We start from the raw sequence: 24288 nt of genomic DNA, 5'->3' as shown, positions 1-24288 counted from the left end.
CTGCGATTTCGCGTCACGCTACTGACGGCATACTCCGCGGTGCTCATGCCGGCCTCGCCGGTCGCGCGCACGGCGGCCCAGCGGTGCGAGAGCCACGTCGGCCCGCCTTCCTCCTGCCGCTGTGACTCGTCCGGCTCGATCGGGTCCTCGACTGCGTTCGGGGTGCTCGCCACGGTGTCTCCTCCGTCGGGGCCCGCCGTCCGCGGGCCGTGATCCGACCCTTCCGCCGGACCGGGGTCCGCTCCAGGGCCGCCGGTGATCTGTGGAGCGACCGACGGACTGTGGACAGCGGTCAGCGGAAGACCTCCGCGGCGATGCCGAGCACCAACGGCGCGACGCCGAGGCAGACGAACGCGGGGAGGAAGCAGGCGCCCAGCGGTGCCAGCACCCACACCCCGGCGCGCTGGACGGCGGCCTCGGTCCCGGCGCGCAGGGAGGCCCGGCTGTCCGCGGCCAGCGCTCGCAGGGCCGGTGCCGCGGCCGCCCCGGACTCCCCTGCCCGGACGAGGACCCGCCCCAGTGCGGCGAGCTCCACCGGGACGTCGGCCCAGGCCCGCCGCGGCTCGGCGCCCAGACGGGCCAGCGCGGCCACACCGGCCAGGTGCGGACCGAGCGGAGCCGGCACTGCGGCGCCCACCGCCGCCAGCGCCGTACCGACGGGGACGCCGGCGGACAGGCAGACGCCGAGGAGGTCGCAGGCAGCGGGCAGCTCGCGCAGCAGCGTCGTCCGGTCGTCGGCGCCGCCACCCTCCTCCGTGGTCCGCAGCCACCGCTCACCCACAACGGCGACCACCGGCGCGACCGCCGCCCCGGACAGCCCGCCCACCAGCAGCCCGGCCGCCACCCCGGCGGCGCCGGCCAGCAACCAGCGACGGCGCCGGGTCGGCCCCACGCTCGCGACGCCGGCCGGCTCGGGCGTCGGCCGCAGACTGCGCACGCGGTGGGCCGTGAGCCGTGCCTGCGGGGACCAGACCAGGACAGCTGCCGCGAGGGCCAGCAGGCCCGGCCAGGCGGCGCCCGTCACCGGAGGGCCCGGCGCACGAGATGTCCGGACCAGCTCAGCCCCGCCAGCTCCAGCGCGGTCCCGACGACCATCAGCACCTGCCCGCTCGCCGTCGTGGTCAGCACCTTCCACGGGTCGGCGCCCACCCCGCTGCCCATGGCCAGGCCGAGCAGCGGCAGCCCGGCCAGGACCATCGCGCTGGCCCGGGGTCCCGCCGTCGCCGTCCGCAGGTGCAGCCGCAGACGGTGCCGTGCGCGCAGGTCGTCCTCGACAGCGGCGGTGACGGCGGCGAGCGAGCACCCGGTTCGGGTGCTGAGCAGCACTCCCGCCGCGATCCGCTGCAGGGCCGCGGTGAGTTCCTGGTCCGGTCCAGGGGCGGGGGCGGCAGCGGGGGCCCGCAGGGCACAGGCGAGGGCGGCTGCACTCTCCGCGTCCGCGCAGGCGGCGAGCGCCGCCTCGGTGGCGGCGTCGAGGGCCCTCCCGCTGCGCAGGTCGGCGGCGAGCGCGCCGAGGCCCTCCGTCAGCGACTCCAGCCGGCGTTCCACCCGCCGCTCCGAGCGCCGGGCCACCCAGGACCGGGCGCCGAGGAATGCCACCCCGGCCGCGAGACCGGCGACCAGAGGGGTGCTGAGGACGGCGGCCACGGCTGCCGACAGGACTGCGGCCGTTGCCGGAACCGGTCGTTCGCCGGACGTTCGCCGGATGTCGGCCCGGTGCCCCATGGCACGCAGTCGCTGTGCACCCCGGCCTCGTCCGTCCGGCCAGAGCAGCACCGCCAGCGCCGCGATCGACAGGGCGCCGATCACGACGGCTCCTCGACCAGCAGCCGGCGCAGCCGGCCCGCGGCCGGGCAGTCGCCGTCGTCGGCTCGCCATCCCGCCTCGACCACGACCTGGTCCCCCGACCGGCGCAGGACGCCGACCTCGGTCACCCGCCGCCCCTGCGGCGTGCGCCGCAGGTGCACCACGAGGGACAGCGCGGCGGCGGCCTGGCTGTGTACGGCCGCGCGATCCAGGCCGGCCGCCACGCCGAGAGCCTCCAGCCGTGCCGGCACCTCGGCCGGCCGGTTGGCGTGCAGCGTGCCGCAGCCCCCCTCGTGACCGGTGTTGAGGGCCGCGAGCAGATCGGTGACCTCGGCGCCCCGGACCTCGCCGACCACGATCCGGTCCGGCCGCATCCGCAGCGCCTGTCGCACCAGATCGCGCAAGGTCACCAACCCGACGCCCTCCACGTTGGGTGGGCGGGTGACCAGCCGGACGACGTGCGGGTGCGCGGGGGCGAGTTCCGCGGCGTCCTCGCACAACACGAGCCGGTCACCGGGGTCGGCGGCACCGAGCAGGGCGGACAGAAGGGTGGTCTTCCCCGACCCGGTCCCACCGGTCACCAGGAAGGCCAGCCGCCGGCCGACGAGCGACCGCAGCAGCTCCTCGCTCTCGCCCGGGAACGTGCCGAGGGACGCGAGGTCGGCCAGGGTGTGCGTGCTCCGGCGCAGCACCCGCAGGGACAGACACGTGCCGCCGCCCGAGACCGGGGGCAGGACGGCGTGCAGACGGGTGCCGTCGGCGAGGCCGACGTCCACCCAGGGGGCCGCGTCGTCCAGCCGCCGGCCGACCGTGGCGGCGAGGCGGACGGCGAGCCGGCGGACCGCGTCGTCGTCGGGGAACCGCACCGGCGCGGGCTCAAGGCCCGACCCCCGGTCGACCCACACCTGCTCGGGCCCGTTGACCAGGACGTCCGTGACCCCGGGCGTGCGCAGGAGCGGCTCCAGCGGACCGGCGCCGGCCAGTTCGTCGACGGCGTCGCGGACAGCCGCCAGGACGTCGTCGTCCCCGAGAAGGCCGCCGGCCTCGTCCCGCACGAGCGCGGCCACCGCGGCCCGGGTCGGTGGTGTCGCTTCCAGTGCCAGCCGGGCGCGGACCCGGTCCAGGAGCCCGGGCGCGCTCACCGCGGGTCCGCTGGGGAGCGGAGAGCGCCCCACACCCGCCTCGCGACCACGCCGAGCGGTGAGCGGGGCGAGACGAGGGGCGGCTCCCCCCGCTCCCCTCGCGGCACCGCGCTCCGGTCGTGCGCCAGCTCGGCGAGGACCGGGGATCCGACCACGTCGGAGACCTCCTCCGAGGTGAGCCCACCGGGAATGCGGCGGACGACGAGGTGGGCCCCGGCCCACGGGGAGTCCGGCGCCTCCACCTGCAGCCGCGCCGCCGTGGCGGCCCGCAGCCGTGCGGGTACCACCAACAACGCCAGATCCGCGTCGGCGGCCACAGCCGTCGCGTCGCCGCCGGCGCTCCGCGGCACGTCGACGACGACGGGGCAGCCCACGGCCCGAGCCGCATCCACCACCGCCGTCAGCGCCTCCACGGGGACGTGCCCGGGGGATGACCGCGAGGCGGCCAGCACGTGGACACCGCCGACGTCGGGCAGCGCCGCCAGCAAGGCGTCTCCCGCCACCCGTCCGCGCAGTCCGGCCAGCTCCGGCCAGCGCAGGCCGTCGCTCCGCTCCGCGCCCAGCAGCAGGTCCAGGCCCGCACCCCAGGGGTCGGCATCGACGAGGGTCACCCCCGGCGCGGCCGCGAGCGCGACGGCCGTCGCCACCGTGCTGGCACCGGCACCCCCGCAGGACCCGCCCACGACGACCAGCCGGCCACGCTCCACCGGGGCGCGCACCGCAGCCGTGGACCGGGCGAGCAGCCAGGACTCGTCGCCCGGGAGCACCGCGACCCGTTCGGCGCCGAGCTCCACGGCGCCGGCCCAGTCGGCGGCCGGCAGTTCCCGGGTGGCCACGACGACGACGGCCGGGCGGCGCGGCAGGGCCTGGACCACTCCCGAAGCAAGGGCGTCGGCCCCGATGAGGACCAGTGGGGCCTGCCGGTACGCGCGGCGCAACGCCGGCCCACCCGTGGCGAGTTCCGGCTCGGCCCCGGCAGCGGCCAGCAGCCGGAGGAGTTCGTCGAGGAGGCCCTCGTCGGTGCTGACGACGAGGGGGCGGGCGGACGCGCACGAAGGGGACACGCCCCGACCTCACCGGGATATGGGCAGACAGTGCCAGAACGGCGGTGAAACTGTGGATGACCCGTACGGGTGTGGACGGCGCGCGGGCCCCGTCACCGCCAACCGATCCACTTAGAGTCGTGCCTTGTGACCCGCGCAGCGGCGTTCTTCGACCTGGACAAGACGGTCATCGCCAAGTCCAGCACCCTGGCCTTCGGCCGGCCGTTCTTCAACGGTGGGCTGATCAATCGGCGTGCCGTGCTCAAGACCGCGTACGCGCAGCTCGTCTTCTCCCTCGCCGGCGCCGACGCCCAGCAGATGGAGCGGTTGCGGGCCCAGCTGACGGCGATGGTGACCGGGTGGGACGCCGCCACCGTGCACGAGATCGTCCGAGAGACGCTGCACGAGATCGTCGACCCGCTGGTCTACGCCGAGGCGGCGGACCTGATCGAGGAGCACCGCGCCGCGGGCCGCGAGATCGTCATCGTCTCCAGCAGCGGCGCGGAGATGGTGGAGCCGATCGGCGAGATGCTCGGGGTCGACCGGGTCGTCGCCACCCGGATGGTGACCGAGGACGGCCGCTACACCGGCGAGATCGAGTTCTACGCCTACGGGGAGAACAAGGCGGCCGCGATGCGGCAGCTCGCAGCCGACGGCGGCTACGACCTCGCCGATTGCTACGCCTACAGCGACTCCATCACCGACCTGCCGATGCTCTCCGCGGTCGGACACCCCACGGCGGTCAACCCGGATCGCGGGCTGCGCAAGGCGGCCCTCGAGCACGGCTGGCCGGTTCTCCAGTTCACCCGGCCGGTGAGCATGCGCGCGCGATTCTCGGCGCCGCCGGCGCCCGTGGTCACCGGTGCCGCGGTCGGTGTGGGCGCGGCCGTCGTCGGCCTCGCCTGGTACGCCCGGCACCGGGCGCTCCGGGCGGACGTCCTCGCCGTCGACGACCCCGGCCCGGTGTCGGGCCGCAGGCGCGGTCGCGGGGCCTGACGTCCCGGCGAGGCGCCCCCGCCGGCGCCGTCCGGTGGGTCATCCTGCCGACGTGGTCACCGTGGTCCTCGCCTGGCTGGCCGTGCTGGCCGTCTGCGTCGCCGCGGTGGTGTTCGGCCAGTCCACCCGCATCGCCGCCCGCCGACGGCACCGGTCGCGCGCCCGGCGGTGGGGGTTGTTCCTCTCGCTGTCCGGTCCGTGGCTGTCGATCCTCGTCGCGGCGGCGGCCGGTGGGCTCACGGGAGCGTGGCTGGCGGCCGCGGCGGCCGGCGCCTGCGGGGTGGTGCTCTGCGCCGTCGTGGGGTTCCTGCTCTCCCCTCGCTGATTCAGGCGCTGAACCGCTCCCGCACGTGGTCGACCAGGGTCCGCGCACCCGAGACCGGGGAGAAGGCGCGCGCCGCGGCGGTCAGCGCGGCCAACTCGTCGGCACGCAACGAGATCCCGGCGGCCGCGGCATTGGATTCCAGCTGCTCCACGCTCGATGCGCCCGGGATCACGACCACCCGCGGCAATGCGATGAGCCAGGCGAGGGCGATCTGCGCCGGCTTCGCGTCATGGGCGGCCGCCACCTCCCGCAGCAGGCCCAGCAGCGGTGCCACGCGGCGCAGGTTCTCGGTACCGAACAGCGGATTGACCGCCCGCACGCCGCCGGGGCGGCGGTCTGCGCCGTACCGGCCGCCGAGCAGGCCCTGCGCGAGCGGGCTGTAGGCGATCACCATCCGGTTCGCCCGCTCGGCGAAGGGGACCAGGTCGTCCAGGGGGCCGGCGTGCGCCAGGGAGAACTGGACCTGGTTGCTGACCACCGGAACACCGAGTGCGGCGTCGGCGGCGCGCCAGCGCTCGAGCGAGTAGTTCGAGACGCCCGTTGCGCCGATCCCGCCCTCGTCCAGCAACTGCCGGAACCCCGGCATGATCACCGAGTCCGGCACGACCGGGTTGGGCTGGTGCACCTGGTAGAGCGGGATGCGCGTCAGCCCGAGCCGCCGGGCGCTGCCCGCCCAGCGCTGCCGGACGATGGCCGGGACCGGCACGACCGGGAAGATCTTGCTGGCGACGACGACCGCGCCACGCTCGGCCCCGAGCGCCGATCCGAGGATCCGCTCGCTCCGGCCGAAGGCGTAGATCTCGGCGGTGTCGAAGAGGGTGATGCCCAGCGCCCGGGCCCGGCGGACGATGTCGACGGCGGCCTGATCGGCGTACCTGTCGCCGTAACCCCACTCGCGCGAGCCGAACTGCCACGTGCCCAGGCCGATGCGGCTGACCGGGCCCAGACCGTCGACGTCGAGATACTCCACCCGATCAGTGTTCGCGCCCGAGCCGGCGTCCGCCGGGTCAGCCGGGTCAGCCGGGTCAGCCGGGTCAGCCGCGGAGCAGGCTCTCGCAGATCGCCAGACCCTCCAGGGCGCCGTGCTCGGTGGCCCGGCAGCAGTGCACGAGCCAGCCCGCCACCCCCGCCTCGGTGGCCGACGCGTAGCCGGCCAGCGCCTGCGCGTAGGCATCCCTGCCGAGTTCGGCGAACCCCACCTCCGGAACCGACACGGCCTTCGGGTCCAGGCCGCGGGTGATGCCGGTGAGCCGTCCGGCCGCGCGCGCGACGATCCCGTCGGCGGTGCCGAACGGGGCGAGCGCGGCCAGTTCCCCGTGCACCAGCGCGGCCACGAGCACCGCCGGCGCCGTCGTGCCGGCGGTGACCAGCGAGAACAGACCGGAGAGGCGGGGACCCGCGTGCTGCGCGGGCCGACCGAGGCCGGCGGCATCGGCCAGGTCGGCCGCGGCGAGGACGTGCAGCCGGGCGAGCACCTGGCCCGGCGCCCGCGACCACGTCTCCACCATCGAGCCCAGCCCTGCGGAGACGCGCAGTGCCCCCTGCACCACGGGGTCACCGACGTCCCCGGCCCGCAGCTGGGCCAGCGGGATGTCGGCGCCTTCCAGCGCCGCCGAGGCCCGGGCGCCCCGGAGGGCGGACTCGGTGCTGACCCCGGCGGACTCCTGGCGGAGCACGCGGTGCCCGAGCAGCCGGTCGATGCCGGCGCGGGCGGCGTCGGCGGCGTCGCGCACACCGGGGAGGTCGAGCAGCGGGGCCAGCGGGTCGGGCGCCGTGGGACCGGCCGCGGGGCGGGCGGAACCCGGTCGGACGGGGATGCTCACGTGCTCTCCTCGCTGCGCTCGTCGGTCCCGTGACCAGAGCTGCTGTGTCGATGCGTGCCTCGCAGGCTCGGCCGCGACGACGACGGTACGAGGCGGGCCCCCGGCACCCGCACGCCCCTCGCCTACGATCCCCCGCCATGGCCCGTCCCCTGACCCTGCTGCTCGTCCGCCACGGACAGAGCGAGTGGAACGCCGCCGGCCTGATGCAGGGTCAGACCGCGCACGTCCCGCTGACCCCGCTCGGGCACGAGCAGGCCCGCGCGGCCGCCGCCGAGCTGGCCGGCCTGAGCCCGGGTGCGCTGATCTCGAGCGATCTGGTCCGTGCGGTGCAGACCGCGGAGCACTGCGCCCGCGCGACCGGCCTGCCGATCGTCACCAGCCCGGCGCTGCGCGAGCAGGGGTACGGCGAGCTGGAGGGAAGGCCCTCCAGGGAGCTGTGGGACATCGTCGACTGGACCGATCCGCACTGGTCGGCGCCGGGCGGGGAGAGCCTGGCGGAGCTGCAGGGCCGGGTGGGAGCCTTCCTGAAGCACCTCGGCGCCGAACCTCCCGCCGACGTCATCGCGCTCGTGACGCACGGCGACACGATCCGCGCGGCGCAGGCGGTCGTGGCCGGCCTCGGTCCAGACGCGATGCCCGCCGTCACCCCGCCCAACGGGACGGTGACCCGTCTGGAGCTGATCGCGTGAGGAACACCGCGAGCGAGCACCGACGGGACCCGGAGCGGCGATGAGGCTCACCGGTCCACTGGAGTCGGCGGCGCTCCTCACCGTGCTGCCGGTACCCCGGGCGGCGGCGGCCTCGGCACGCGGCGTGCTCCCCTGGGCGCCGCTGGTGGGCCTCGCACTCGGCGGGATCGGAACCGGCGTCGCCGTCGTCGGCGACCGGTGGATCTCCCCGCTGGCCGGCGCGGTGCTCGGGATCGCCGTCCTGGCGCTGCTCACGCGAGGTCTCCACCTCGACGGGCTGGCCGACACCGCCGACGGACTCGGGCCGCTGCGGGGCCGGGAACGGGCGCTGCAGGTCATGCATCAGAGCGACGTCGGCCCGTTCGGCGTCGTAACGCTCGTGTTGACCCTGCTGCTGCAGATCGCCTGCCTGTCGGCCCTCCTGGAAACGCCCTGGGGCTGGCTGGCCTTCTGGTCCGCTGTCACGGTGGCCCGGCTGGCGATGGCACGGACGGGACTGCCCGGGGTGGCGACGGCGGAGGGCTCGTCGCTGGGCGCGCTGGTCCGGGGCACCGTCTCGGTTCGCTGGTTCGCCGGGTGGGCTGCCGTGCTGGCGGCCCTGCTCGTGGCGGGCACGACCGGGGACCCGGGGCCGGCCGTCCGCCTCGCGGGAAGTGCGCTGGCGGGTCTGCTCGCGGCCGAAGTGCTGCACCGCCGTGCCCGCGCCCGGTTGGGCGGCGTGACCGGCGACGTCATGGGCGCCATGGGCGAGACGACGACCGCGGCCACCCTGCTGGTGGCCGCGGTCGCCCTCTGACCGAGCCGCCCTGGGTCAGCGGCGGCGCAGGAACCCCTCGACCATGCGGCCGATGCCGCCACTCGTGGCGGGGGTGGCGGTCCGCCCACGGCCCATCCCGCGCCGACCCGTGGGCCGACCCACGCCGCGCGCCGGACGTGCCGTGGTGCGGCCGCCACGTGCGCCGCTCCGGGCTGCGGTCTCTGCAGTTCCCATCAACCTTCCGAGAATGCTCATGGGCGCATGAATTCCCGGAGCGCGGCGGACGACCCGCCCACCAGCGCATCTTCCCGCCGCAGCGGCGTGTCCTAACGCTGCGTCAATCTTAGGTGACAGGGCGATCGGCGGCGTTCGCGCTGGTGAGCGCGGCTGATCAGGCGGCGCCGAGCGCGTCCGCCATCCGGTGGTGGCTCACCGCCTCGGCGGCCCGGCTCTGCCGCTCCAGCGTGCGCGCCAGGGCACGGCGGGCCCACCCGTTGGCGGGCGCCAGCTCGACCAGCCGGGTCAGCGTTTCCTCGGATCGGGCCAGCTGCGCCGACCCGAAGTAGGACCGCGCCAGCAGCTCCAGGGCGGCCTCGTTCGCGGGTTCCGCGGCGACGACGCGCTCGAGCATGCGGGCCGCCTCCGTGGGCTGGCCCATGGCGAGGAAGAGGTCGGCCCGGAGGAACTCCGAGTGCAGGTCGATCTCGAACGGCTGGGTCATGTGCACCTCAACGCCGGCGCGCCCGCCCGCCTTCCCGCCGCATCCGGATGCCGTCCGCCGGCAGAAGACAGCGCATCACACCCTCCCCGAGGAGCTCCCGATGCAACTGCGCCACTTCCCGCACCGTCCAACGACGACCGCGCCCGCGCCCGACGACGAGGGCCGCTCCTACGACTCGCGGGTCTTCGCGGTGCAGCGGGCGGGAGCCGTCACCGTCGCCCTGGTGATCCTGGTGTTCGGGCTGCTGGGGTTCGCCGGCGGGCTGGACTTCTTCTCCACCAGCGGGGAGCCCATCCTCGGCATGTCGTCCAACGGCCTGCTGTCGACGATCTCCGTGATCACGGCGGCGGTCCTGGTCGTCGCGGCCGCGCGCGATCCGCGCGTCGCCTCGACGATCATGATCGTCGTCGGCTCGTTGTTCATCGTGTCGGCGCTGGCGAACCTGGCGGTCCTCCGGACCGGCCTCAACGTGCTCGCCTTCGAGATGAGCAACGTGGCCTTCTCCGCGGCCGCCGGGCTCACGCTGCTCCTGCTCGGCGCCTACGGCCGGCTGACCGGGAACCTGCCTCCGGACAGCCCCTACGCCGGTTCGCGCGCGCTACCGGCGCCCGAGCCCCCGGAGTACCCGTCCACCCCGGCCGAGTTCGCCGCCGAGCGGGCCATGCGGGCCGCCGAGATCGCCGTCGTGAACCACGTCGCGACCGCCGAGCAGCGCCGTCGGGTCGCCGCGATGGCCGAGGTGACCAGCCGGGCGGACCGCCGCCGGGTGTGGATGGAGTTCGACGCCCGCCAGGCCTGACCCGTGCCGGTCAGTCCTCCTCCGGGTCGGGCAGGCGGGCTCCCGGCACCACCTCGCTGCCCGCCCCGACCCGGGCCTGCCGCCCGACGAGCGTGACGTCGTCGTCGCCGCCGACGACGGCCCGCTCACCGACGTCGACGCGGTCGTCGAGGACGGCGCGCACCACCCGGGCACCGGCCCGCACGCGCACCCCGGGCAGCAGCACCGAGTCCACGACGGTCGCCCCCTTCTCCACCACCACACCGGGCGACAGCACCGACCCCCGCACCTCGCCGGCCACGCGGGTCCCGCCGGAGACCAGGCTCTCGTCCACCACCGCTCCGGGGAGGATCCGGGCGGCACTGTGCCGGCCGCCCCGGGTGTGCAGTGGCCAGGCGGGGTCGTCCAGGTCGATGGGCGGCTCCGCCGCGAGGAAGTCCCGGTGAGCCTGCCAGTACGCCATGACCGTGCCGACGTCGCGCCAATAACCCTGGAGCGGATACGCACGGGCCAGACCGTCGCGGGTCTGGGCGGGCAGCAGGTGGCTGCCGAGGTCCTCGAGGCCGTCCTCGCCGAGCTCGTCGTCGAGCCCCTCGAGACGGTCCAGCGTGGCGTCCGGTGTGAAGACGAAGACCTCGTTGGTCGCCGTGGAGGTCGCCGGCTCGTCCGGCTTGTAGGCGTAGTCGGTGATCCGGTCGCCGTCCCCGAGCTGCACGATCCCGTACCGGGAGGCGTCGTCGGCGGCGACCTCGGTGGTCACCATCGTGACCTCCGCCCCCGAGCCCAGGTGGGCATCGACGACCTCGCGGTAGTCCAGCTTGTAGACGGCGTCGGAGCTGACGACGACGAGCGCGTCGGCGGAGAACTCGCGGATCAGGTCCGCCTGGCGCCACAGCAGGTTCGCCGTGCCGCTGACCCAGCCGCCGCGGTCGGTGCCCTGGAACGGCGGCAGCATCATCAGGCCGCCGGAGGTCCGGTCGAGGTCCCACGGCCGGCCGTTGGCCAGGTGGTCCGACAGCGACGTCGGGTGGAACTGCACCGACACCCAGACGTCGGCGATCCCGGAGTGCTGGCAGTTGCTCAACGGGAAGTCGATGAGCCGGTACACCCCGGCGAAGGGCACGGCCGGCTTGGCGCGCTGCTCGGTCAGCAGTTCGAGCCGGCCGCCTGCTCCGCCGGCCAGCACGAGGACGAGGATCCGGGGAAGGGCCATGGCCTGCCGCTACCCCGGGTCGAGCGGTCCACGCCCGGACGACGCCGCGATCCGGAACGAGAACCCGGCCGTGCGACCAGGTCCCCCGGGCCACCTGGCGGCATCATGTCGGCATGGCACGCCCGTCCACCGAAGCAGTTCGGCCCGCGCTGGGCCGCACTGCCTGCGTGCTGGGGCTGATCGGGTTCACGGTGACCGGATGTGCAGCACCGCGCGCGTGCACCCAGGTGATGTACGAACCGGGTGTGACGGTCGACCTCGGCGGCCTGGACATCGACCTGCGCACCGCCGACGCTCGCATCTGCCTCGACGCCGAGTGCACCGACGTGCCCGTCACGGTCCTGATGCCCGCGCCGACCAGCGCTCCCAGCGCAGAGCCGACCGGACCGGCACAGATCCTCCCGGAGCGCGCCTCGGTCGAATGGCAGCGCCCGGTCCCGGATCAGGACCGGGTCGAGGTCAGCCTCGTCCTCACCGACCGGGTGAGCGGCGGTGCTCTCTACCGCGGCCGCACCACGACGGAGCCCACGGTGAGGGAGCCCAACGGGCCCGGGTGCGGAGAGATCCGGACCCTGCCGCCGCTGACCGCACGGCCCGATGGCTACCTGCTGACCACCTGACCGGAATCGGTCGGACGCCGGCCGCCTTGGAGAGGGGCATGGCTGTGCGCGGACCGTCCCGGTCGACCTCCTTCTGGTCGATCGCGGTCCTGCTCGTGCTGGTGCTCGCCGCATCCGGGGTCCCGTCGCCGCTCTACCGCGTCTACCAGGAGCGCTTCGGCTTCAGCGACGGCGTCCTGACCACGGTGTTCGGCATCTACGTCTTCGCCCTGCTCGCCGCGCTGCTGGTCGTCGGCGGCCTCTCCGACCACGTCGGCCGCCGTCCGGTGCTGGCCGGTGCGCTCGTCGTCCAGGCCGGGGCGATGCTGCTGTTCCTGTTCGCTGACGGCGTGGGCTGGCTGCTGGCTGCCCGAATCGTGCAGGGCCTCGCCACCGGTGCGATGACCGGCGCGCTGGGTGCGGCCCTCCTGGACTTCCAGCGCAGCGACCGGCCGCTGGGCGCCCTGGTCAACAGCGCCTCTCCCGGGCTGGGCCTGTCCCTGGGCGCGGCCGGCGCCGCACTGCTGGTGCAATTCGTCCCCGCGCCGACCGACTGGGTGTTCGGCGTCCTGACCGGAATCTTCCTGCTGTCGGCGGCCGGGATGCTGCTGCTGCCCGAGTCCTCACCGCGGACGCCCGGCGCGCTGGCCTCGCTGCGCCCTCAGGTGCACGTGCCGCGGCCCCAGCGCCCCGAGTTCCTCGTGGTCCTCCCCTGTCTCGCCGCCACCTGGGCACTGGGCGGCCTCTACGCCTCGCTCGGTCCCTCGCTGGTCGCCGGAGTCTTCGGCGTCGACGACCACCTCGTGGGCGGCCTGCTGATCCTGGCGCTCAACGGCACCGGCCTCGTCGGGTCGCTGAGCATGCGCGGCGCGGCCCCGGAACGCGCGATGGTCCTCGGGGTCGTGGTCTTCGCAGTCGGGGTGGCCGGAACGGTCGGCGCGCTGTTCTCCGGATCCCTGGCTCTCTTCTTCGTCGCCGCAGTGGTCTCCGGCTTCGGTTTCGGCTCCGCCTTCCTCGGGGCGATGGCCACGGTGACCCGCGGCGTGGCCCCCGGAGACCGGGCCGCTCTGCTGTCGAGCGTCTTCGTCGTCAGCTACCTCATGTTCAGCATCCCGGCGATCGCGGCAGGCCTCGCGGCCGGCGAGATCGGCCTGGAGCGGACGGCGGAGATCTACGGCGCCGTGGTGATCCTGCTGGCGCTGTCGGCCGCCACGAGCCTCCGGTGGCGGAGCCGCCGCGGTGCGGAGCCGACCCGTCCCGCGCTCGAGGACTCCCGGCCCGTCGCCGCCTGAGCGGCCGTCCCTCGGCCGACCGAGCACACCTCAGCGCCAGACGGCGTCGACGAAGCCCTGAACCCGTAGGTGCCCACCGTGTTGCCGTTGCGACCCGCCTCGCCCGTCCGGCGGGCGGTGCAGCAGGACCGGCGCCTCGGGGGGAGACGGCGACCGCCCCGGACGGCGTCATGCGGGCAGGTCGCCGCCCGGCCCCGCCGCTTCTGCGAGCAGCCGCTCCCGGTGCTCCTCCGCCAGCAGATCGACGTACACGGTGCCGTTCAGGTGATCGACCTCGTGCTGCAGGCAGCGCGCGGCCATACCGGTCGCCTCGATGGTCACCGGCGCACCCTTGATGTCGACGCCGTCCACGCGGGCCCGGAAGGCACGGGGCAGCTCGGCGTAGGGGCCGGGCACCGAGAGGCAGCCCTCCTCGGTGATCTCCTCGGCCGGCTCGTCGCCGACCGGTTCCGGAAGCGTCAGGCTCGGGTTGATGACGTAGCCGACGACGTCCTCGCCCTCGGCGTCCGGGCAGTCGATGACGAAGATCCGGGCGTCGACGCCGATCTGGTTGGCCGCCAGACCCACTCCGTCGGCCTCGGCCATGCTCGCGAACATGTCGAGGAGCAGGCGGCGCAGCCCCTCGTCGAACTCGGTCACCGGGGCGCACGGCCGGTGCAGGACCGGGTTGCTGCCGTAGGTGACGATCGGCCGGGCGGCGCCGTCGTAACGGCCGGGCAGGCGCATGACCGCCGATCCTAGGGAGGCCACCTCGGCGGCCGGTCGGCACGATGTCCGGTGTGACCGTGCCAACCGCCCTGGGCCTCGTCCTCGGCGCGGCTGCTGACCTGCTCCTGGGAGATCCCCGCCGCGGTCACCCGGTCGCCGGGTTCGGCACCGCGGCGCTCGCGCTGGAACGCCGGACCTGGCGTGATTCGCGGGCGGCCGGTACCGCCCACGTGCTGGTCCTCACCGGCGCGGCAGCGGCCCTGGGCACGGCGCTGGACCGGGGCACCCGGCGGCGTCCGGTGGCCCGGACGCTGGTGACCGCGGCGGCGACGTGGACGGTCCTGGGTGGCACGTCGCTCGGCCGCGCCGCGGAGACGATGCAGCGGGCCCTGACGGCGGGGGACCTCCCGGCCGCCCGCGCCGCGTTGCCGGCCCTCGCCGGCCGGGACCCGCGCGGACTCGCTGAGGACGACCTGGCCCGCGCCACGGTCGAGTCGGTCGCGGAGAACACCTCCGACGCCGCGGTCGCCCCGCTGTTCTGGGGGGCGGTCGCCGGCATCCCCGGCCTCCTGACCTACCGGGCGGTCAACACGCTCGACGCGATGGTGGGACACCGCTCCCCCCGCTATGGCCGGTTCGGCTGGGCCGCCGCCCGGCTGGACGACGTGGCGAACTGGCTCCCGGCGCGGGCCACCGCCGTCCTGACCGTCGCCTGCGCACCCCTGGCCGGTGGCTCGCCCCGTGGAGCGCTGCGCACGTGGCTGCGGGACGGTGGGGCTCATCCCAGCCCCAACTCCGGACGTTGCGAGGCCGCCACCGCCGGCGCGCTGGGGTTGCGCCTGGGGGGCCGGAACGTCTACGGCGGCCGGGTCGAGCTGCGCCCCGCCCTCGGGGACGGGCGGCCGCCGACGGCCGGCGACATCGAGCACACGGTGCGGCTCTCCCGCGCGGTCTGGATCGCTGCGGCGGTCCTGGCGGCCACCGGACGACTGGCCCCGCTGCTGCGGTCCTGAACCTGGGACCGATGGTGACTACCCAGGCGTGGACCTCCGCCACATAGGGTCACGACTCCACGGCGCCCCGGCATTTCGGCCGATGTCGTTCTGCCCTAGACGGTCGTTGGACTCCTGCGTTGTGCCCAACCCCGTCGTACCGTCCTCGAATCGGAGCGACCGCGCCCACAACGGGCGCGGGCCGGGCGGTCGACAACGCGGCCGCAGTGCCGCGGACGTCCGGTGCGCCTCTGACAAGGGGGAAGCCATGTCGATACCGGCTGTGTCGCGTCAGCGGGTCGTCACCCGCCCGTCGCACGGCGTCGCCACACCACATCCGCAGGTCGCTGTTCCTCGGCCCGCGCCCGAATCGGGCCCGCCTCCCGAGCACATCACCGGCCGCTACCGCTACGACCGCCGCAGCGGCACCTGGTGGTGGTCACCGGAGATGTTCGCCCTGCACGGCCTGCCGGCCACGTCGGCCCAGCCGGACGCCGGGGAGCTCCAGCCCGTGGAGGACCGCGGCCGCATCCTCGAGGCGCTGGCACGGGCCGGCACGGACGGTCGCGCCTTCGCCCTGGAGACCCGCATCGTCCGCCCCGACGGGCAGGCCCGGGCCGTCGTCCTGGTCGGGGAACCGCAGCGGGACCGGACCGGGGAGGTCGCCGCCGTGGAAGGCATGTGCATCGACATCACCGAGTGCCGCCCACACGGCTCGGACCCCGATCGAGCGCAGGCCCTCGAGGTGGAGGTGGGGCAGATGCGCGCCGCGATGGCCAGCCGCGCCGCCATCGAGCAGGCCAAGGGCATCCTCATGCTGCTGACCACCTGTGGCGACCAGGTCGCCTTCGATCTCCTGGCCCACATCTCCAGCCACACCCACCGCAAGGTGCGCGACGTCGCGGAGGTCATCACCCGCTCCGCCGCCGGGCAGTCCCGTCTGCCCGACGACATCCGCGCGATCATCCGCGACGCGTGCCCACCGACGCAGCCACTGCGGTGACTGCGGCCTGAGTTCCGCTCCCTCGGGACCGTTCGGGGAGAATGCCCGGATCACGCACCGACACCCCGTCGACGGCGTGCACCCGAGGGGAAAGCAGCGGCGTGGTCTACCTCATCTCCCGGCTCATCCTGCGACCGCTGTTCCTGCTCGTCTTCCGGCCGCGCGTGGTGGGCCGGGAGAACGTGCCGGCCACCGGCGCCTTCATCATCGCCAGCAACCACCTGTCGTTCATCGACAGCATGGCCATCCCCCTGATGGCGCCACGACGGGTCGGCTATCTGGCGAAGGCGGAGTACTTCACCGGGTCCGGCATCAAGGGCTGGTTCACGAAGACGTGGTTCACCGCGCTGGGCGCCCTGCCCGTCGAGCGGCAGACGCACCGTGCCGCCCAGCAGGCGCTGGACACGGCGATGACCGTGCTCCGGGCCGGGGGCGGCTTCGGCATCTACCCGGAGGGCACCCGCTCCCGTGACGGTCGCCTGGCGCGGGGCAAGACCGGCGTCGCGTGGCTGGCGCTCACGGCCGACTGCCCCGTCGTGCCGGTCGGCATCACCGGCACCGACCGCATCCAGCCGGTCGGCGCGCGCTGGCCGCGACCGCACCGCTTCACGGTGGTCTTCGGCAAACCACTGACGTTCTCCGAGCACCGCGGCAAGGCCGGCAGCAACCGCGCGCGGCGTGAGGTGACCGACACGATCATGGAGGCCATCGCCGAGCTGTCCGGGCAGGAGAAGGCCGGCTGGTGACTCCTGCGGGGGTCAGTCCCGGGTGAGCGACGCCCGGACGTCGTCCGGCCACGGGATGGCACGCCCTTCGTCGGTGGCCACGTACGTGGTGCGGACGACGCAGCACAGGCGCTCGCCCACGCGCACGGTGTAGCGGACCGTCACGCTGGTGCGGCCCACCTTCTCCGTCTCGGCGTCGACCGTGACCGTGTCGCCCCAGCGGGCCGACGACGTCCACTCCAGCGTGCTGGCCTTCACCACGGGATCGATCCGCCGGGCGACCAGCGCGTCCCACGGCAGACCGTGCGCGGCCCACCAGGCGTTGGAGGCCTCGTCCGCCCAGGTCAGGTAGTGGGCGTTGAAGACGACGCCCTGCTGGTCGCACTCCACATAGCGGACCGGCGAACTCCACTGTGCTGCCACGGCGCAGCAGGCTATCCGGAGCGGCGTCTACGGTCGGCGCGTGGATCCCGCCCCCGTCCCGGCTCCGGCTCCGTCGTCCGCCTCCGGCGCCGAACCCGCGGCCGATGTGCTGGCCGGCTACCGCACCCCCAGCGGTCGGGTGCTCGACAAGGTGATCCACCACCTCGACGACCACTGCACGGCCTTCATCCGGCTCTCTCCGTTCGCCACCCTGGCGACGGCCTCGGTCGACGGCTGGCCCGACGTCTCGCCCCGCGGGGGCGACCCGGGCTTCGTCCGCGTCCTCGACGGCAGTCGCCTGGCGATGCCCGACCGGTCGGGCAACAACCGCATCGACAGCCTGCGCAACCTCTCCGGGAACCCGCGGGCCGCGCTGATGTTCTTCGTCCCGGGCATCGACGAGACGCTGCGGGTGTACGGCACGGCGACACCGATCCCCGCTGACGCGCTCGGCGTGGACTTCACCGAGTTCGGCAGGCAACCGCTGTCGGTGCTGGTGATCGAGGTGGAGCGGGCCTACTTCCAGTGCTCCAAGGCAGTCATGCGGTCCGGGCTGTGGGATCCGGAGCGTCGGGTGGAGCGGTCGGTCTTCCCGCCGTTCTCACAGGTCCTTCGGGACCACTGCCGGGACGACACCATCCCGGACGAGGCGACGCTGCGGACGGGGCTGGCCCTCGAGCTCTGAAGAAGGACCCTGTCCTCCTCACCGCTCGCGAGCTCGCGGCGAGCCTCTGGACGGGGCCGAATGTCGGTGGCCTCCCCTAGCGTCCGGCCATGGCATTCGACGTGCAGGTCGCGATCGACTGCGCCGCCCCGCACGAGCTGGCCGACTGGTGGGCCGAGGCCCTCGGGTGGCAGGTGGAGTCGCAGGACGAGTCGCTCATCCGTCGGATGATCCAGACCGGCGCCGCGGCGGAGGGTGACACGATCCGGCACCGCGGCGCGCTGGTCTGGCGAGCGGGCGCCGCCATCAACTCGCCGGACCCGGATCGGCCCCGGGTCCTCTTCCAGCACGTGCCCGAACCCAAGAACGGCAAGAACCGGGTGCACGTGGACGTGCGCGTGGGGCCCGAGCGGCAGGAGGCCGAGGTCTCACGGCTGCTCGCGATGGGCGCGACCGAGCTCTGGCGTGCGTCGCAGGGCCCGCATGCGTGGGTCACGATGGCCGATCCCGAGGGCAACGAGTTCTGCGTCGGCTGAGCGGCCCGGCTCAGCCGGCGCGCAGGTCCCGGAGAAGTCTCCGGTCGGCCACCGCGCGCTCGGCCAAGACCCGCGCCCGCCGTCGCCGGGTCCGGCGTCCGCTGCCGGAGTACCGCGCGTCCTCGACCAGTTGGAAGGCGGCCAGCACGCTGGCCTGCACCGCCCGTGCCCGGGGCGCCGCTGGTCGCACTGGTTCGGACGTCGTCATGGGAGTTCCCCTTCTCCCGGGGGCTCCCGTGAGGACCCCGTGCGTCCATGGTGCCCCGGCGTCGCCGTCATCAACCCTCTGCGTGAGCAATTGGTGCCGATGTGTCACAAGTGACACGTCGGGCATCTGCTGCACCCGACGCACAGTGCGCCGTGCCGATCCGGCGCACGTACCGTGCCGGGATGGCCCGCGTCGACCGAGTCCGCCGATGGGTCGCTCGGATCTCGGGGCTCGCCCGCCACACCGTCGGCACGGCCCGCCCCGACTCCCCCGCTGTGGACTACCGCCCGCGCGCCGACGGCCGGCCCGATCCCGGCGAGATCGTGTGGGCGTGGGTCCCCTACGACGAGGGCGACGGCCGCGGCAAGGACCGGCCGGTGCTGGTCGTCGGGCGCCGCAACGCGGCCCTGCTGGGGCTGATGCTCACCAGCAAGGACCACGACCGGGACGCCGCCGACGAGGCCCGGCACGGCCGGGTCTGGACCGACATCGGCACCGGGCCCTGGGATGCCCGCGGCCGGCCGAGCGAGGTCCGGCTGGACCGCCTGCTGGTCCTGGACCCGGCCACGGTCCGGCGGGAGGGTGCCGCCCTGGACCGGCGCCGCTTCGACCGGGTCGTGGCCGCAGCGCGCCGTGTGCAGGGCTGGTGAGCGCGGCGGACGGGTCGTCGTTTCAGGCGGGCAGCGGCGCCGGCGCGACGGCGTGCAGGCGCCGTTTGGCGAGCGCGATCGGCAGCTGACCGACGACCGCGGGCAGCAGCCAGAAGATCGGATCGGCGGTTCCTGCCACGAGGACACCGGTCACGAGCGCGATGTACGAGCCGCCGAGAAGGTGCGGCTGCCAGCTCCGCCACCCGCGCCACGAGCGCCGGCGAGCGAGCGCGCCGGTGACCGCGAGGGCCTCGGTGAGCGCCCCGAAGGGCAGCAGCCACCACAGACCCGCGGCGGTGACGGCGAGGAACGCCGAACTCGCCACGACCCCGGCGACGGCGAGGTGGTAGGACCAGGCGGCGGCGAGGCCGGACATGCCTCGCCGCCGCAGCAGGAGCCACGCCGGACCGAGGAGCAGGCCCGCCGTCCCGGCCATCACGTGCAGGGCGAGGACCGTGTCACGCATCGTCGACACCGCCGTCCGGGGATCCGTAGAGCATCCCGGCGGCCCGCCGCGCGAGTTCCAGCAATCCGTCCCTGCCCGCCGGGGGCCCCAGCCCGGCGCCGGTGAGGTTGCCGGTGGCGGCTAGGTCGGCGAGGCCATGGACGAGCGACCACGCCGCGACGACGGCCGCCCGGGCGTCCTCGACCCTCCCCTCGGCCGCCAGCGCGTCCACGCCGGCGGCCAGGACGCCGAACGTCCGGGACCGTGCCGCGGCCAGTTCGGGGTCCTGGTCGTCCAGGACGTCCGGCGTGAACATCACGGCGAAGTGGCCGGGGTGGTCGTGGGCGAAGGCCACGTACGCCACCCCTACCTCGAGGAAGCCTGCGGGGGCCGCCTTCTCGAGCGCGGTGGCGAGCATCCGGTGGCCCTCCGCCGCCAGGGCCGTCAACAGCCCGGTCCGGGACGCGAAGTGGTGGCGGTGCGCCGCATGCGAGACCCCGGCGGCCCGAGCGAGGGCCCGGACGGAGACCTCGCCCACCCCGGACTCCGTGACCACCTCCGCCGCCACGCGCAGGAGCGCCGTCCGGAGGTCGCGCACGGGAGCCGTCACGACGAAAGCTTGTCAGTGGCAAGTTGTCAGTGGCAGGGTCTTGGTGCCCTGCTGGCATGCCGGCGGAGCAGCTGCCCGACCGCGGCGGGGATCAGTCCGCGACCGACTCGTCCCGGGCCGGCTTCCGCGCGGGCGGCCGCAGGTTGTAGACGCCGAGGCCCTCGGTGAGCGGTTCCAGGTCGTACCGGTGAACCACCTTCGGACCGCCGTGGAGGTGGACGTGCGTCACCGTCGGCAGCGGTTCACCGTGCCGTGCCTCGCGGATCTCCACCCTCCCGTCGAGGGGTCCGCCGACGAACAGCAGCACGGCGTCCTCGGTGCTGGTGTCCGCTGCGGCTGCGGGGTGCTCGGTCAGCTCGGTCCTCCTCCGTCGATGCCCGGTCGACCAGGGTAGGCGCGATCGGGCGTCGGAGTCAGCCGACGACCTCGCCGCCTGGTGACCTCGGCCGCACGGACAGGGGCACGTCACGGACGCGCAGGTGCCCAGCTCCAGGTCTGGACGGCGAACACGCCCACCGGCAGCCCGATCAGGAGCAGGGCGGCGTCGTCCCACCGCCGGGGACTGGCCGAGGCCGGTCAGGGCGGCGCCGGTCCTGGTCCCACGGTCGTGGTCTGATGACGGATCGCAGTTGGGCAGTGCGGGTAGCCGTGGGACGGCGGCAGGAGAAGGGCGCGTGACCGATCTGCACCACCACGGGGACGCCGAGCTCGCCCCCGGCCTGGTCGACCTCGCCGTCAACGTGCGGGCAGGAACACCTCCGCCCTGGTTGCGCACCCTGCTGCACCGGGCGCTCGACGACAGTGCCGCCTATCCCGACGCCGGGCCCGCCCGGGCCGCGGTCGCCGCCGCGCACGACCGCGACCAGTCGGAGGTGCTGCTCACCGCGGGTGCCGCCGAGGCGTTCACGCTCCTGGCCAGGGCGCTGCGACCGCGCTCCGCGGTCGTCGTCCACCCGTCCTTCACCGAGCCCGAGGCCGCCCTGCGGGCGGCCGGCCACCCCGTCTCCCGCCTGCTGCTGAGCGCCGGGGACGGGTACCGCCTCCATCCCGCGGACGTGCCGGCGGACGCCGACCTGGTGGTCCTCGGCAACCCGACGAACCCGACCTCGGTGCTCCACCCCGCCGCAACGGTGGCGGCGCTGGCACGTCCCGGCCGCGTGCTCGTCGTGGACGAGGCCTTCGCCGACACGGTGCCGGGCGAGCCCCAGTCCCTCGCCGGGCGGGCGGACCTGCCCGGCCTGGTGGTGGTGCGCAGCCTGACCAAGACGTGGGGACTGGCGGGGTTGCGGGTCGGCTACACGCTCGCGCCCGCGGACCTGGTCGAGGCGATGACGGCGCAGCAGCCGCACTGGCCGGTGTCCACGCCCGCCCTGGTGGCACTCGTCGCCTGCACGACGCCGGCAGCGCGGGCAGAGGCCCATGCCGCTGCTGCCGCCCTCGAGGACCACCGTCGTGCCCTGGTCGACGCCCTCCCTCCGGGTGTCGACGTGGTCGGCGAGCCACGGTCCTCGTTCGTCCTGCTCCGCGTCCCCGACGGATCGCGGGTGCGCGAGGCCCTGCGCGACCGTGGCTGGGCGGTGCGCCGGGGCAACACGTTCCCGGGCCTGTCCGCCGACCACTTCCGGGTGGCGGTGCGCGACCCGGGTACCTCCCGGGCGTTCGCCGCTGCCCTCGCTGAGATTCTGTCCCGAGACCCTGCTCCCGAGGAGTTGCGCTGAGCACCGACCCGAACCCGTTCGCGGGCACGCTCTTGGGCGACACGATCGCCGCCGTCGTCCCCCGGGACGCGGCGGCCGAACGCGCCGCGCGGGAGCGCCTGGACCGCATGACCAAGCCGCCGGGCTCGCTCGGCGTCCTGGAGGACGTCGCCGCACAGCTCGCCGGCATCGCCGGCACCTGCCCCGCGCCACTGCCCGTCCCCGCGGTCGTCGCCGTGTTCGCCGCGGACCACGGCGTGCACGCGCAGGGCGTCACCCCGTGGCCCCAGGAGGTGACCGCCCAGATGGTGGCGAACTTCCTGGCCCGTGGCGCCGTGGTCAACGCCTTCGCGGCGGAACTCGGCGCCGAGGTCGTGGTGGTCGACGTCGGGGTGGCCGCTCCCCTGGACCCCGCGGAGGGGCTGTTGGACCGGAAGGTGCGGCTGGGCACGGCCGACCTGGCGGAGGGGCCCGCCATGACGATCGACGAGGCGCTCCGGGCCGTCGAGGTCGGCATCGAGGTGGCCACCCGGCTGGCCACCGCCTCGCCGTGCCTGATCACCGGCGACATGGGGATCGGGAACACCACGGCGTCGGCGGCGCTGGTCTGCGCCTTCACCGGCGCCACACCGGCGGCGGCGACGGGCCGGGGAACCGGTGTCGACGACCCCACGCTGGCGCGCAAGGTGGAGGTGGTCGGCCGGGCGGTCGCGCGCGTGCCCGCGCGACCGACCACCCCGGCAGCGGCGCTCGCCGTGCTGGCCGAGGTCGGTGGGCTCGAGCACGCCGCTCTGGCCGGATTCGTGCTCGGCGCAGCCGCGGCGCGCGTGCCGGTGCTGCTGGACGGCGCGATCGCCGGCGCTGCGGCGCTGGTCGCTGGGGGGCTCTGCCCAGCGGCGCTGCAGTACGCCCTGGCCGGGCACGCGTCGGCCGAGCCCGGACATGCCGTCGCACTGGAGGCGCTCGGCCTGCGCCCACTCCTCGGCCTGGAGCTCCGGCTGGGCGAGGGCACCGGCGCCCTCCTGGCCCTGCCCCTGGTGGCGAGCGCGGCACGGGCACTGCGCGACGTCGCCACGTTCGACTCCGCCGGCGTCACCGACAAGAGCTGATGAACGCCACCCCCGTCCACCCCGCGAGCGGGGTCGTCTACCCCGTCGGACTGCGGCTGCTCGACCGTCGCGTCGTCGTGGTGGGCGGGGGTCAGGTGGCCCACCGGCGGGTGGCGGGCCTGCTCGAGGCCAAGGCCGACGTCACCGTCGTCTCCCCCGAGGTCACCCCGGCGCTGGAAGCCCTCGTCGAACCGGGATCGCTGACCTGGATCCGACGGCGGTACGAGCCCGGGGACCTCGAGGGCGCCTGGTACGCCGTCGCCGCCACCGACGACCCCGCGGTCAACGCCGCCGTCGCCGCGGAGGCCGACCGGTCCCGGATCTTCTGCGCCCGGGCCGACGACCGATCGGCCTCCAGCGTCTGGACCCCGGCCGTGGGCCGGCACGGCGAACTCGTCGTCGGCGTGCACGGAGGCGGCGACCCGCAGCGCGCGATCGGCGTGCGCGACGCCGTCGTCGCCGGCCTCACCGACGGCAGCATCGCCGACCGGGCGGCCCGCACGCCGGAGGTGGCGCGAGCCGGGAGCGTCGTGCTGGTGGGCGGTGGGCCAGGTGACCCGGGCCTGATCACCGTCCGCGGCCGACAGGCGGTGGCACAGGCCGACGTGGTCGTGGCCGACCATCTGGCGCCGCTGTCGCTGCTGGAGTCGCTGCCCACGCACGTGGAGGTCATCGACGCCTCGAAACTCCCCCGTGGCCGGTCGATGGCCCAGGAGCAGATCAACACCCTGCTCGTCGAGCACGCCCGGGCCGGCCGCCGGGTGGTGCGGCTCAAGGGGGGTGACCCGTTCGTCTTCGGGCGGGGCATGGAGGAGCTCGAGGCATGCGTCGCCGCCGGGGTTTCGGTCGAGGTGGTACCCGGCGTCACCAGCGCGGTCGCGGTGCCCGCGCTCGCCGGCATCCCGGTCACCCACCGCGGCCTGACCCACGAGTTCGTCGTGGTGTCCGGGCACCTGCCGCCCGACCATCCGGAGTCACTGGTCGACTGGGCGGCGATCGCGCGACTGCGCGGCACCGTCGTCGTCCTCATGGGCGTGGACACCGCGCCGGCCATCGCCGCCGCTCTGGTGGAGCACGGGCGGGCACCGGACACACCGGTCGCGGTGGTGACCGATGGTTCGACCCCGACCCAGCGCACGGTCCGGACGACGCTGGCCGCACTCCCCCGGGCCGTCGTCGACGAGGCCATCCGGCCGCCGGCGGTCTGGGTGGTCGGCGCGGTCGTCGGGCTCAACGCTCCGCAGGACGCCCCACCGCCCGACGACGCCGATCTCTACTGAGCCCGCCGCTCCGGCGTTCCCGCGGGAACGTCTCTGCGGGTCCCCCGTCGTTCG

30 protein-coding genes are annotated in these 24288 nt (G+C 75.0%); 16 read left to right on the top strand and 14 right to left on the bottom strand.

Going from position 1 to position 24288, the window contains the following annotated elements; translation table 11 throughout:
* Positions 1–292 precede the first annotated feature (292 nt).
* Genes CHB94_RS06130 through ssd form a run of 4 tightly spaced genes read right to left on the bottom strand, consistent with a single transcriptional unit; the run spans position 293 to position 4012 of the window.
* A complete protein-coding gene (locus CHB94_RS06130) occupies positions 293–1024 on the bottom strand; it encodes a type II secretion system F family protein (RefSeq protein ID WP_089335695.1) in 732 nt (243 codons plus the stop codon).
* Complete coding sequence (locus CHB94_RS06125) at positions 1021–1809, bottom strand: type II secretion system F family protein (protein WP_089335694.1); 789 nt, start codon at positions 1807–1809, stop codon at positions 1021–1023. Before CHB94_RS06125 ends, CHB94_RS06130 begins: the two co-directional genes overlap by 4 nt.
* Positions 1806–2948, bottom strand: coding sequence for a TadA family conjugal transfer-associated ATPase (locus CHB94_RS06120; protein ID WP_089335818.1), 1143 nt, complete (start codon positions 2946–2948; stop codon positions 1806–1808). Before CHB94_RS06120 ends, CHB94_RS06125 begins: the two co-directional genes overlap by 4 nt.
* Entirely contained in the window at positions 2945–4012 is a 1068-nt protein-coding gene (gene ssd, locus CHB94_RS06115; protein WP_089335693.1) for a septum site-determining protein Ssd, read from the bottom strand. The genes CHB94_RS06120 and ssd overlap by 4 nt, the downstream gene beginning before the upstream one ends.
* Positions 4013–4138: 126 nt before the next feature.
* On the opposite strand from ssd, the gene CHB94_RS06110 reads away from it, so the two are divergent.
* Positions 4139–4987, top strand: coding sequence for an HAD family hydrolase (locus CHB94_RS06110; RefSeq protein ID WP_089335692.1), 849 nt, complete (start codon positions 4139–4141; stop codon positions 4985–4987).
* 52 nt (positions 4988–5039) lie between these two features.
* Positions 5040–5312 (top strand): hypothetical protein, encoded by a 273-nt coding sequence (locus CHB94_RS06105; protein ID WP_089335691.1) that lies wholly within the window; start codon positions 5040–5042, stop codon positions 5310–5312.
* A 1-nt stretch (position 5313) separates the two neighbouring features.
* On the opposite strand, the gene CHB94_RS06100 is transcribed toward CHB94_RS06105, so the two are convergent.
* Both CHB94_RS06100 and CHB94_RS06095 read right to left on the bottom strand, forming a co-directional pair.
* Positions 5314–6282: an aldo/keto reductase gene (locus tag CHB94_RS06100; RefSeq protein ID WP_089335690.1), complete on the bottom strand. Its 969-nt coding sequence runs from the start codon at positions 6280–6282 to the stop codon at positions 5314–5316.
* A 64-nt stretch (positions 6283–6346) separates the two neighbouring features.
* Positions 6347–7135: a Fic family protein gene (locus CHB94_RS06095; RefSeq protein ID WP_089335689.1), complete on the bottom strand. Its 789-nt coding sequence runs from the start codon at positions 7133–7135 to the stop codon at positions 6347–6349.
* A 137-nt stretch (positions 7136–7272) separates the two neighbouring features.
* On the opposite strand from CHB94_RS06095, the gene CHB94_RS06090 reads away from it, so the two are divergent.
* The gene (locus tag CHB94_RS06090) at positions 7273–7824 is read left to right on the top strand and encodes a histidine phosphatase family protein (protein WP_089335688.1); all 552 of its coding nucleotides are present in this window, start codon (positions 7273–7275) and stop codon (positions 7822–7824) included.
* A gap of 40 nt (positions 7825–7864) precedes the next feature.
* A complete protein-coding gene (locus CHB94_RS06085; RefSeq protein WP_089335687.1) occupies positions 7865–8620 on the top strand; it encodes an adenosylcobinamide-GDP ribazoletransferase in 756 nt (251 codons plus the stop codon).
* Positions 8621–8972: 352 nt separating this feature from the next.
* On the opposite strand, the gene CHB94_RS06075 is transcribed toward CHB94_RS06085, so the two are convergent.
* A complete protein-coding gene (locus tag CHB94_RS06075) occupies positions 8973–9302 on the bottom strand; it encodes a tetratricopeptide repeat protein (RefSeq protein ID WP_089335685.1) in 330 nt (109 codons plus the stop codon).
* Between the two features lie 100 nt (positions 9303–9402).
* Between CHB94_RS06075 and CHB94_RS06070 the strand changes: the two genes are divergently transcribed.
* On the top strand, positions 9403–10101 hold the full coding sequence (locus CHB94_RS06070; protein ID WP_089335684.1) for a DUF4383 domain-containing protein: 699 nt from the start codon (positions 9403–9405) through the stop codon (positions 10099–10101).
* A gap of 10 nt (positions 10102–10111) precedes the next feature.
* Here the strand turns inward: CHB94_RS06070 and CHB94_RS06065 are convergent, their stop codons facing one another.
* A complete protein-coding gene (locus tag CHB94_RS06065; protein WP_089335683.1) occupies positions 10112–11293 on the bottom strand; it encodes a glucose-1-phosphate adenylyltransferase family protein in 1182 nt (393 codons plus the stop codon).
* A gap of 113 nt (positions 11294–11406) precedes the next feature.
* Between CHB94_RS06065 and CHB94_RS06060 the strand changes: the two genes are divergently transcribed.
* Both CHB94_RS06060 and CHB94_RS06055 read left to right on the top strand, forming a co-directional pair.
* The gene (locus CHB94_RS06060; protein ID WP_141137429.1) at positions 11407–11913 is read left to right on the top strand and encodes a hypothetical protein; all 507 of its coding nucleotides are present in this window, start codon (positions 11407–11409) and stop codon (positions 11911–11913) included.
* Positions 11914–11951: 38 nt separating this feature from the next.
* Complete coding sequence (locus CHB94_RS06055; protein ID WP_089335681.1) at positions 11952–13184, top strand: MFS transporter; 1233 nt, start codon at positions 11952–11954, stop codon at positions 13182–13184.
* 168 nt (positions 13185–13352) lie between these two features.
* Here CHB94_RS06055 and def read toward each other — a convergent pair whose 3' ends face one another.
* Positions 13353–13910, bottom strand: a complete 558-nt coding sequence (gene def / locus CHB94_RS06050) for a peptide deformylase (protein ID WP_089335680.1) — start codon at positions 13908–13910, stop codon at positions 13353–13355.
* A 53-nt stretch (positions 13911–13963) separates the two neighbouring features.
* Between def and CHB94_RS06045 the strand changes: the two genes are divergently transcribed.
* From CHB94_RS06045 to CHB94_RS06035, 3 genes are all read left to right on the top strand, one after another.
* A complete protein-coding gene (locus CHB94_RS06045) occupies positions 13964–14905 on the top strand; it encodes a cobalamin biosynthesis protein (protein ID WP_254920437.1) in 942 nt (313 codons plus the stop codon).
* Between the two features lie 247 nt (positions 14906–15152).
* Positions 15153–15887 (top strand): ANTAR domain-containing protein, encoded by a 735-nt coding sequence (locus CHB94_RS06040; protein ID WP_176445436.1) that lies wholly within the window; start codon positions 15153–15155, stop codon positions 15885–15887.
* Between the two features lie 101 nt (positions 15888–15988).
* On the top strand, positions 15989–16633 hold the full coding sequence (locus tag CHB94_RS06035; RefSeq protein WP_089335677.1) for a lysophospholipid acyltransferase family protein: 645 nt from the start codon (positions 15989–15991) through the stop codon (positions 16631–16633).
* A 12-nt stretch (positions 16634–16645) separates the two neighbouring features.
* Here CHB94_RS06035 and CHB94_RS06030 read toward each other — a convergent pair whose 3' ends face one another.
* Complete coding sequence (locus CHB94_RS06030; protein ID WP_089335676.1) at positions 16646–17035, bottom strand: acyl-CoA thioesterase; 390 nt, start codon at positions 17033–17035, stop codon at positions 16646–16648.
* A 40-nt stretch (positions 17036–17075) separates the two neighbouring features.
* Between CHB94_RS06030 and CHB94_RS06025 the strand changes: the two genes are divergently transcribed.
* Both CHB94_RS06025 and CHB94_RS06020 read left to right on the top strand, forming a co-directional pair.
* Positions 17076–17720 carry an MSMEG_1061 family FMN-dependent PPOX-type flavoprotein gene (locus tag CHB94_RS06025; RefSeq protein WP_089335675.1) on the top strand — a complete coding sequence of 215 codons (645 nt, stop codon included), beginning with the start codon at positions 17076–17078 and terminating at the stop codon, positions 17718–17720.
* An 89-nt stretch (positions 17721–17809) separates the two neighbouring features.
* Positions 17810–18235, top strand: a complete 426-nt coding sequence (locus CHB94_RS06020; protein WP_089335674.1) for a VOC family protein — start codon at positions 17810–17812, stop codon at positions 18233–18235.
* Between the two features lie 10 nt (positions 18236–18245).
* Here CHB94_RS06020 and CHB94_RS24440 read toward each other — a convergent pair whose 3' ends face one another.
* Positions 18246–18443, bottom strand: a complete 198-nt coding sequence (locus CHB94_RS24440; RefSeq protein WP_141137427.1) for a hypothetical protein — start codon at positions 18441–18443, stop codon at positions 18246–18248.
* Positions 18444–18625: 182 nt separating this feature from the next.
* Between CHB94_RS24440 and CHB94_RS06015 the strand changes: the two genes are divergently transcribed.
* The gene (locus tag CHB94_RS06015; RefSeq protein WP_089335817.1) at positions 18626–19093 is read left to right on the top strand and encodes a type II toxin-antitoxin system PemK/MazF family toxin; all 468 of its coding nucleotides are present in this window, start codon (positions 18626–18628) and stop codon (positions 19091–19093) included.
* Between the two features lie 22 nt (positions 19094–19115).
* On the opposite strand, the gene CHB94_RS06010 is transcribed toward CHB94_RS06015, so the two are convergent.
* The 3 genes from CHB94_RS06010 to CHB94_RS06000 form a co-directional block, all read right to left on the bottom strand.
* Positions 19116–19559, bottom strand: coding sequence for a hypothetical protein (locus tag CHB94_RS06010; RefSeq protein ID WP_089335816.1), 444 nt, complete (start codon positions 19557–19559; stop codon positions 19116–19118).
* Positions 19552–20148, bottom strand: coding sequence for a TetR/AcrR family transcriptional regulator (locus CHB94_RS06005; protein ID WP_089335673.1), 597 nt, complete (start codon positions 20146–20148; stop codon positions 19552–19554). The genes CHB94_RS06010 and CHB94_RS06005 overlap by 8 nt, the downstream gene beginning before the upstream one ends.
* Before the next feature lie 91 nt (positions 20149–20239).
* Complete coding sequence (locus CHB94_RS06000) at positions 20240–20455, bottom strand: DUF8847 domain-containing protein (RefSeq protein ID WP_254920436.1); 216 nt, start codon at positions 20453–20455, stop codon at positions 20240–20242.
* A gap of 367 nt (positions 20456–20822) precedes the next feature.
* Here CHB94_RS06000 and cobC point away from each other — a divergent pair, with 367 nt between their 5' ends.
* From cobC to cobA, 3 genes are read left to right on the top strand one after another with little or no spacing between them, the layout of a single operon-like run.
* Positions 20823–21866 (top strand): Rv2231c family histidinol phosphate aminotransferase CobC, encoded by a 1044-nt coding sequence (gene cobC, locus CHB94_RS05995; RefSeq protein WP_089335672.1) that lies wholly within the window; start codon positions 20823–20825, stop codon positions 21864–21866.
* Positions 21867–21898: 32 nt separating this feature from the next.
* A complete protein-coding gene (cobT, locus tag CHB94_RS05990; protein ID WP_254920435.1) occupies positions 21899–22954 on the top strand; it encodes a nicotinate-nucleotide--dimethylbenzimidazole phosphoribosyltransferase in 1056 nt (351 codons plus the stop codon).
* A complete protein-coding gene (gene cobA, locus CHB94_RS05985) occupies positions 22954–24234 on the top strand; it encodes a uroporphyrinogen-III C-methyltransferase (RefSeq protein ID WP_089335670.1) in 1281 nt (426 codons plus the stop codon). The genes cobT and cobA overlap by 1 nt, the downstream gene beginning before the upstream one ends.
* Positions 24235–24288: the final 54 nt, after the last annotated feature.

This window comes from Blastococcus mobilis, from assembly GCF_900188025.1.
Lineage (GTDB): Bacteria > Actinomycetota > Actinomycetes > Mycobacteriales > Geodermatophilaceae > Blastococcus_B > Blastococcus_B mobilis.
The sequence above is the reverse complement of the archived record's forward strand: the minus strand, read 5'-3'. Positions and strand labels throughout refer to the sequence as shown.

Bases quoted from the DNA above. Each gene is read 5' to 3' on its own strand.
- CHB94_RS06060 (WP_141137429.1), top strand. From the start codon at position 11,407: ATGGCACGCCCGTCCACCGAAGCAGTTCGGCCCGCGCTGGGCCGCACT.
- CHB94_RS24440 (WP_141137427.1), bottom strand. From the start codon at position 18,443: ATGACGACGTCCGAACCAGTGCGACCAGCGGCGCCCCGGGCACGGGCG.
- def (WP_089335680.1), bottom strand. From the start codon at position 13,910: ATGCGCCTGCCCGGCCGTTACGACGGCGCCGCCCGGCCGATCGTCACC.
- CHB94_RS06070 (WP_089335684.1), top strand. From the start codon at position 9,403: ATGCAACTGCGCCACTTCCCGCACCGTCCAACGACGACCGCGCCCGCG.
- CHB94_RS06075 (WP_089335685.1), bottom strand. From the start codon at position 9,302: ATGACCCAGCCGTTCGAGATCGACCTGCACTCGGAGTTCCTCCGGGCC.
- CHB94_RS06055 (WP_089335681.1), top strand. From the start codon at position 11,952: ATGGCTGTGCGCGGACCGTCCCGGTCGACCTCCTTCTGGTCGATCGCG.
- CHB94_RS06090 (WP_089335688.1), top strand. From the start codon at position 7,273: ATGGCCCGTCCCCTGACCCTGCTGCTCGTCCGCCACGGACAGAGCGAG.
- CHB94_RS06015 (WP_089335817.1), top strand. From the start codon at position 18,626: ATGGCCCGCGTCGACCGAGTCCGCCGATGGGTCGCTCGGATCTCGGGG.
- CHB94_RS06020 (WP_089335674.1), top strand. From the start codon at position 17,810: ATGGCATTCGACGTGCAGGTCGCGATCGACTGCGCCGCCCCGCACGAG.
- CHB94_RS06065 (WP_089335683.1), bottom strand. From the start codon at position 11,293: ATGGCCCTTCCCCGGATCCTCGTCCTCGTGCTGGCCGGCGGAGCAGGC.
- cobA (WP_089335670.1), top strand. From the start codon at position 22,954: ATGAACGCCACCCCCGTCCACCCCGCGAGCGGGGTCGTCTACCCCGTC.
- CHB94_RS06010 (WP_089335816.1), bottom strand. From the start codon at position 19,559: ATGCGTGACACGGTCCTCGCCCTGCACGTGATGGCCGGGACGGCGGGC.
- CHB94_RS06085 (WP_089335687.1), top strand. From the start codon at position 7,865: ATGAGGCTCACCGGTCCACTGGAGTCGGCGGCGCTCCTCACCGTGCTG.
- CHB94_RS06040 (WP_176445436.1), top strand. From the start codon at position 15,153: ATGTCGATACCGGCTGTGTCGCGTCAGCGGGTCGTCACCCGCCCGTCG.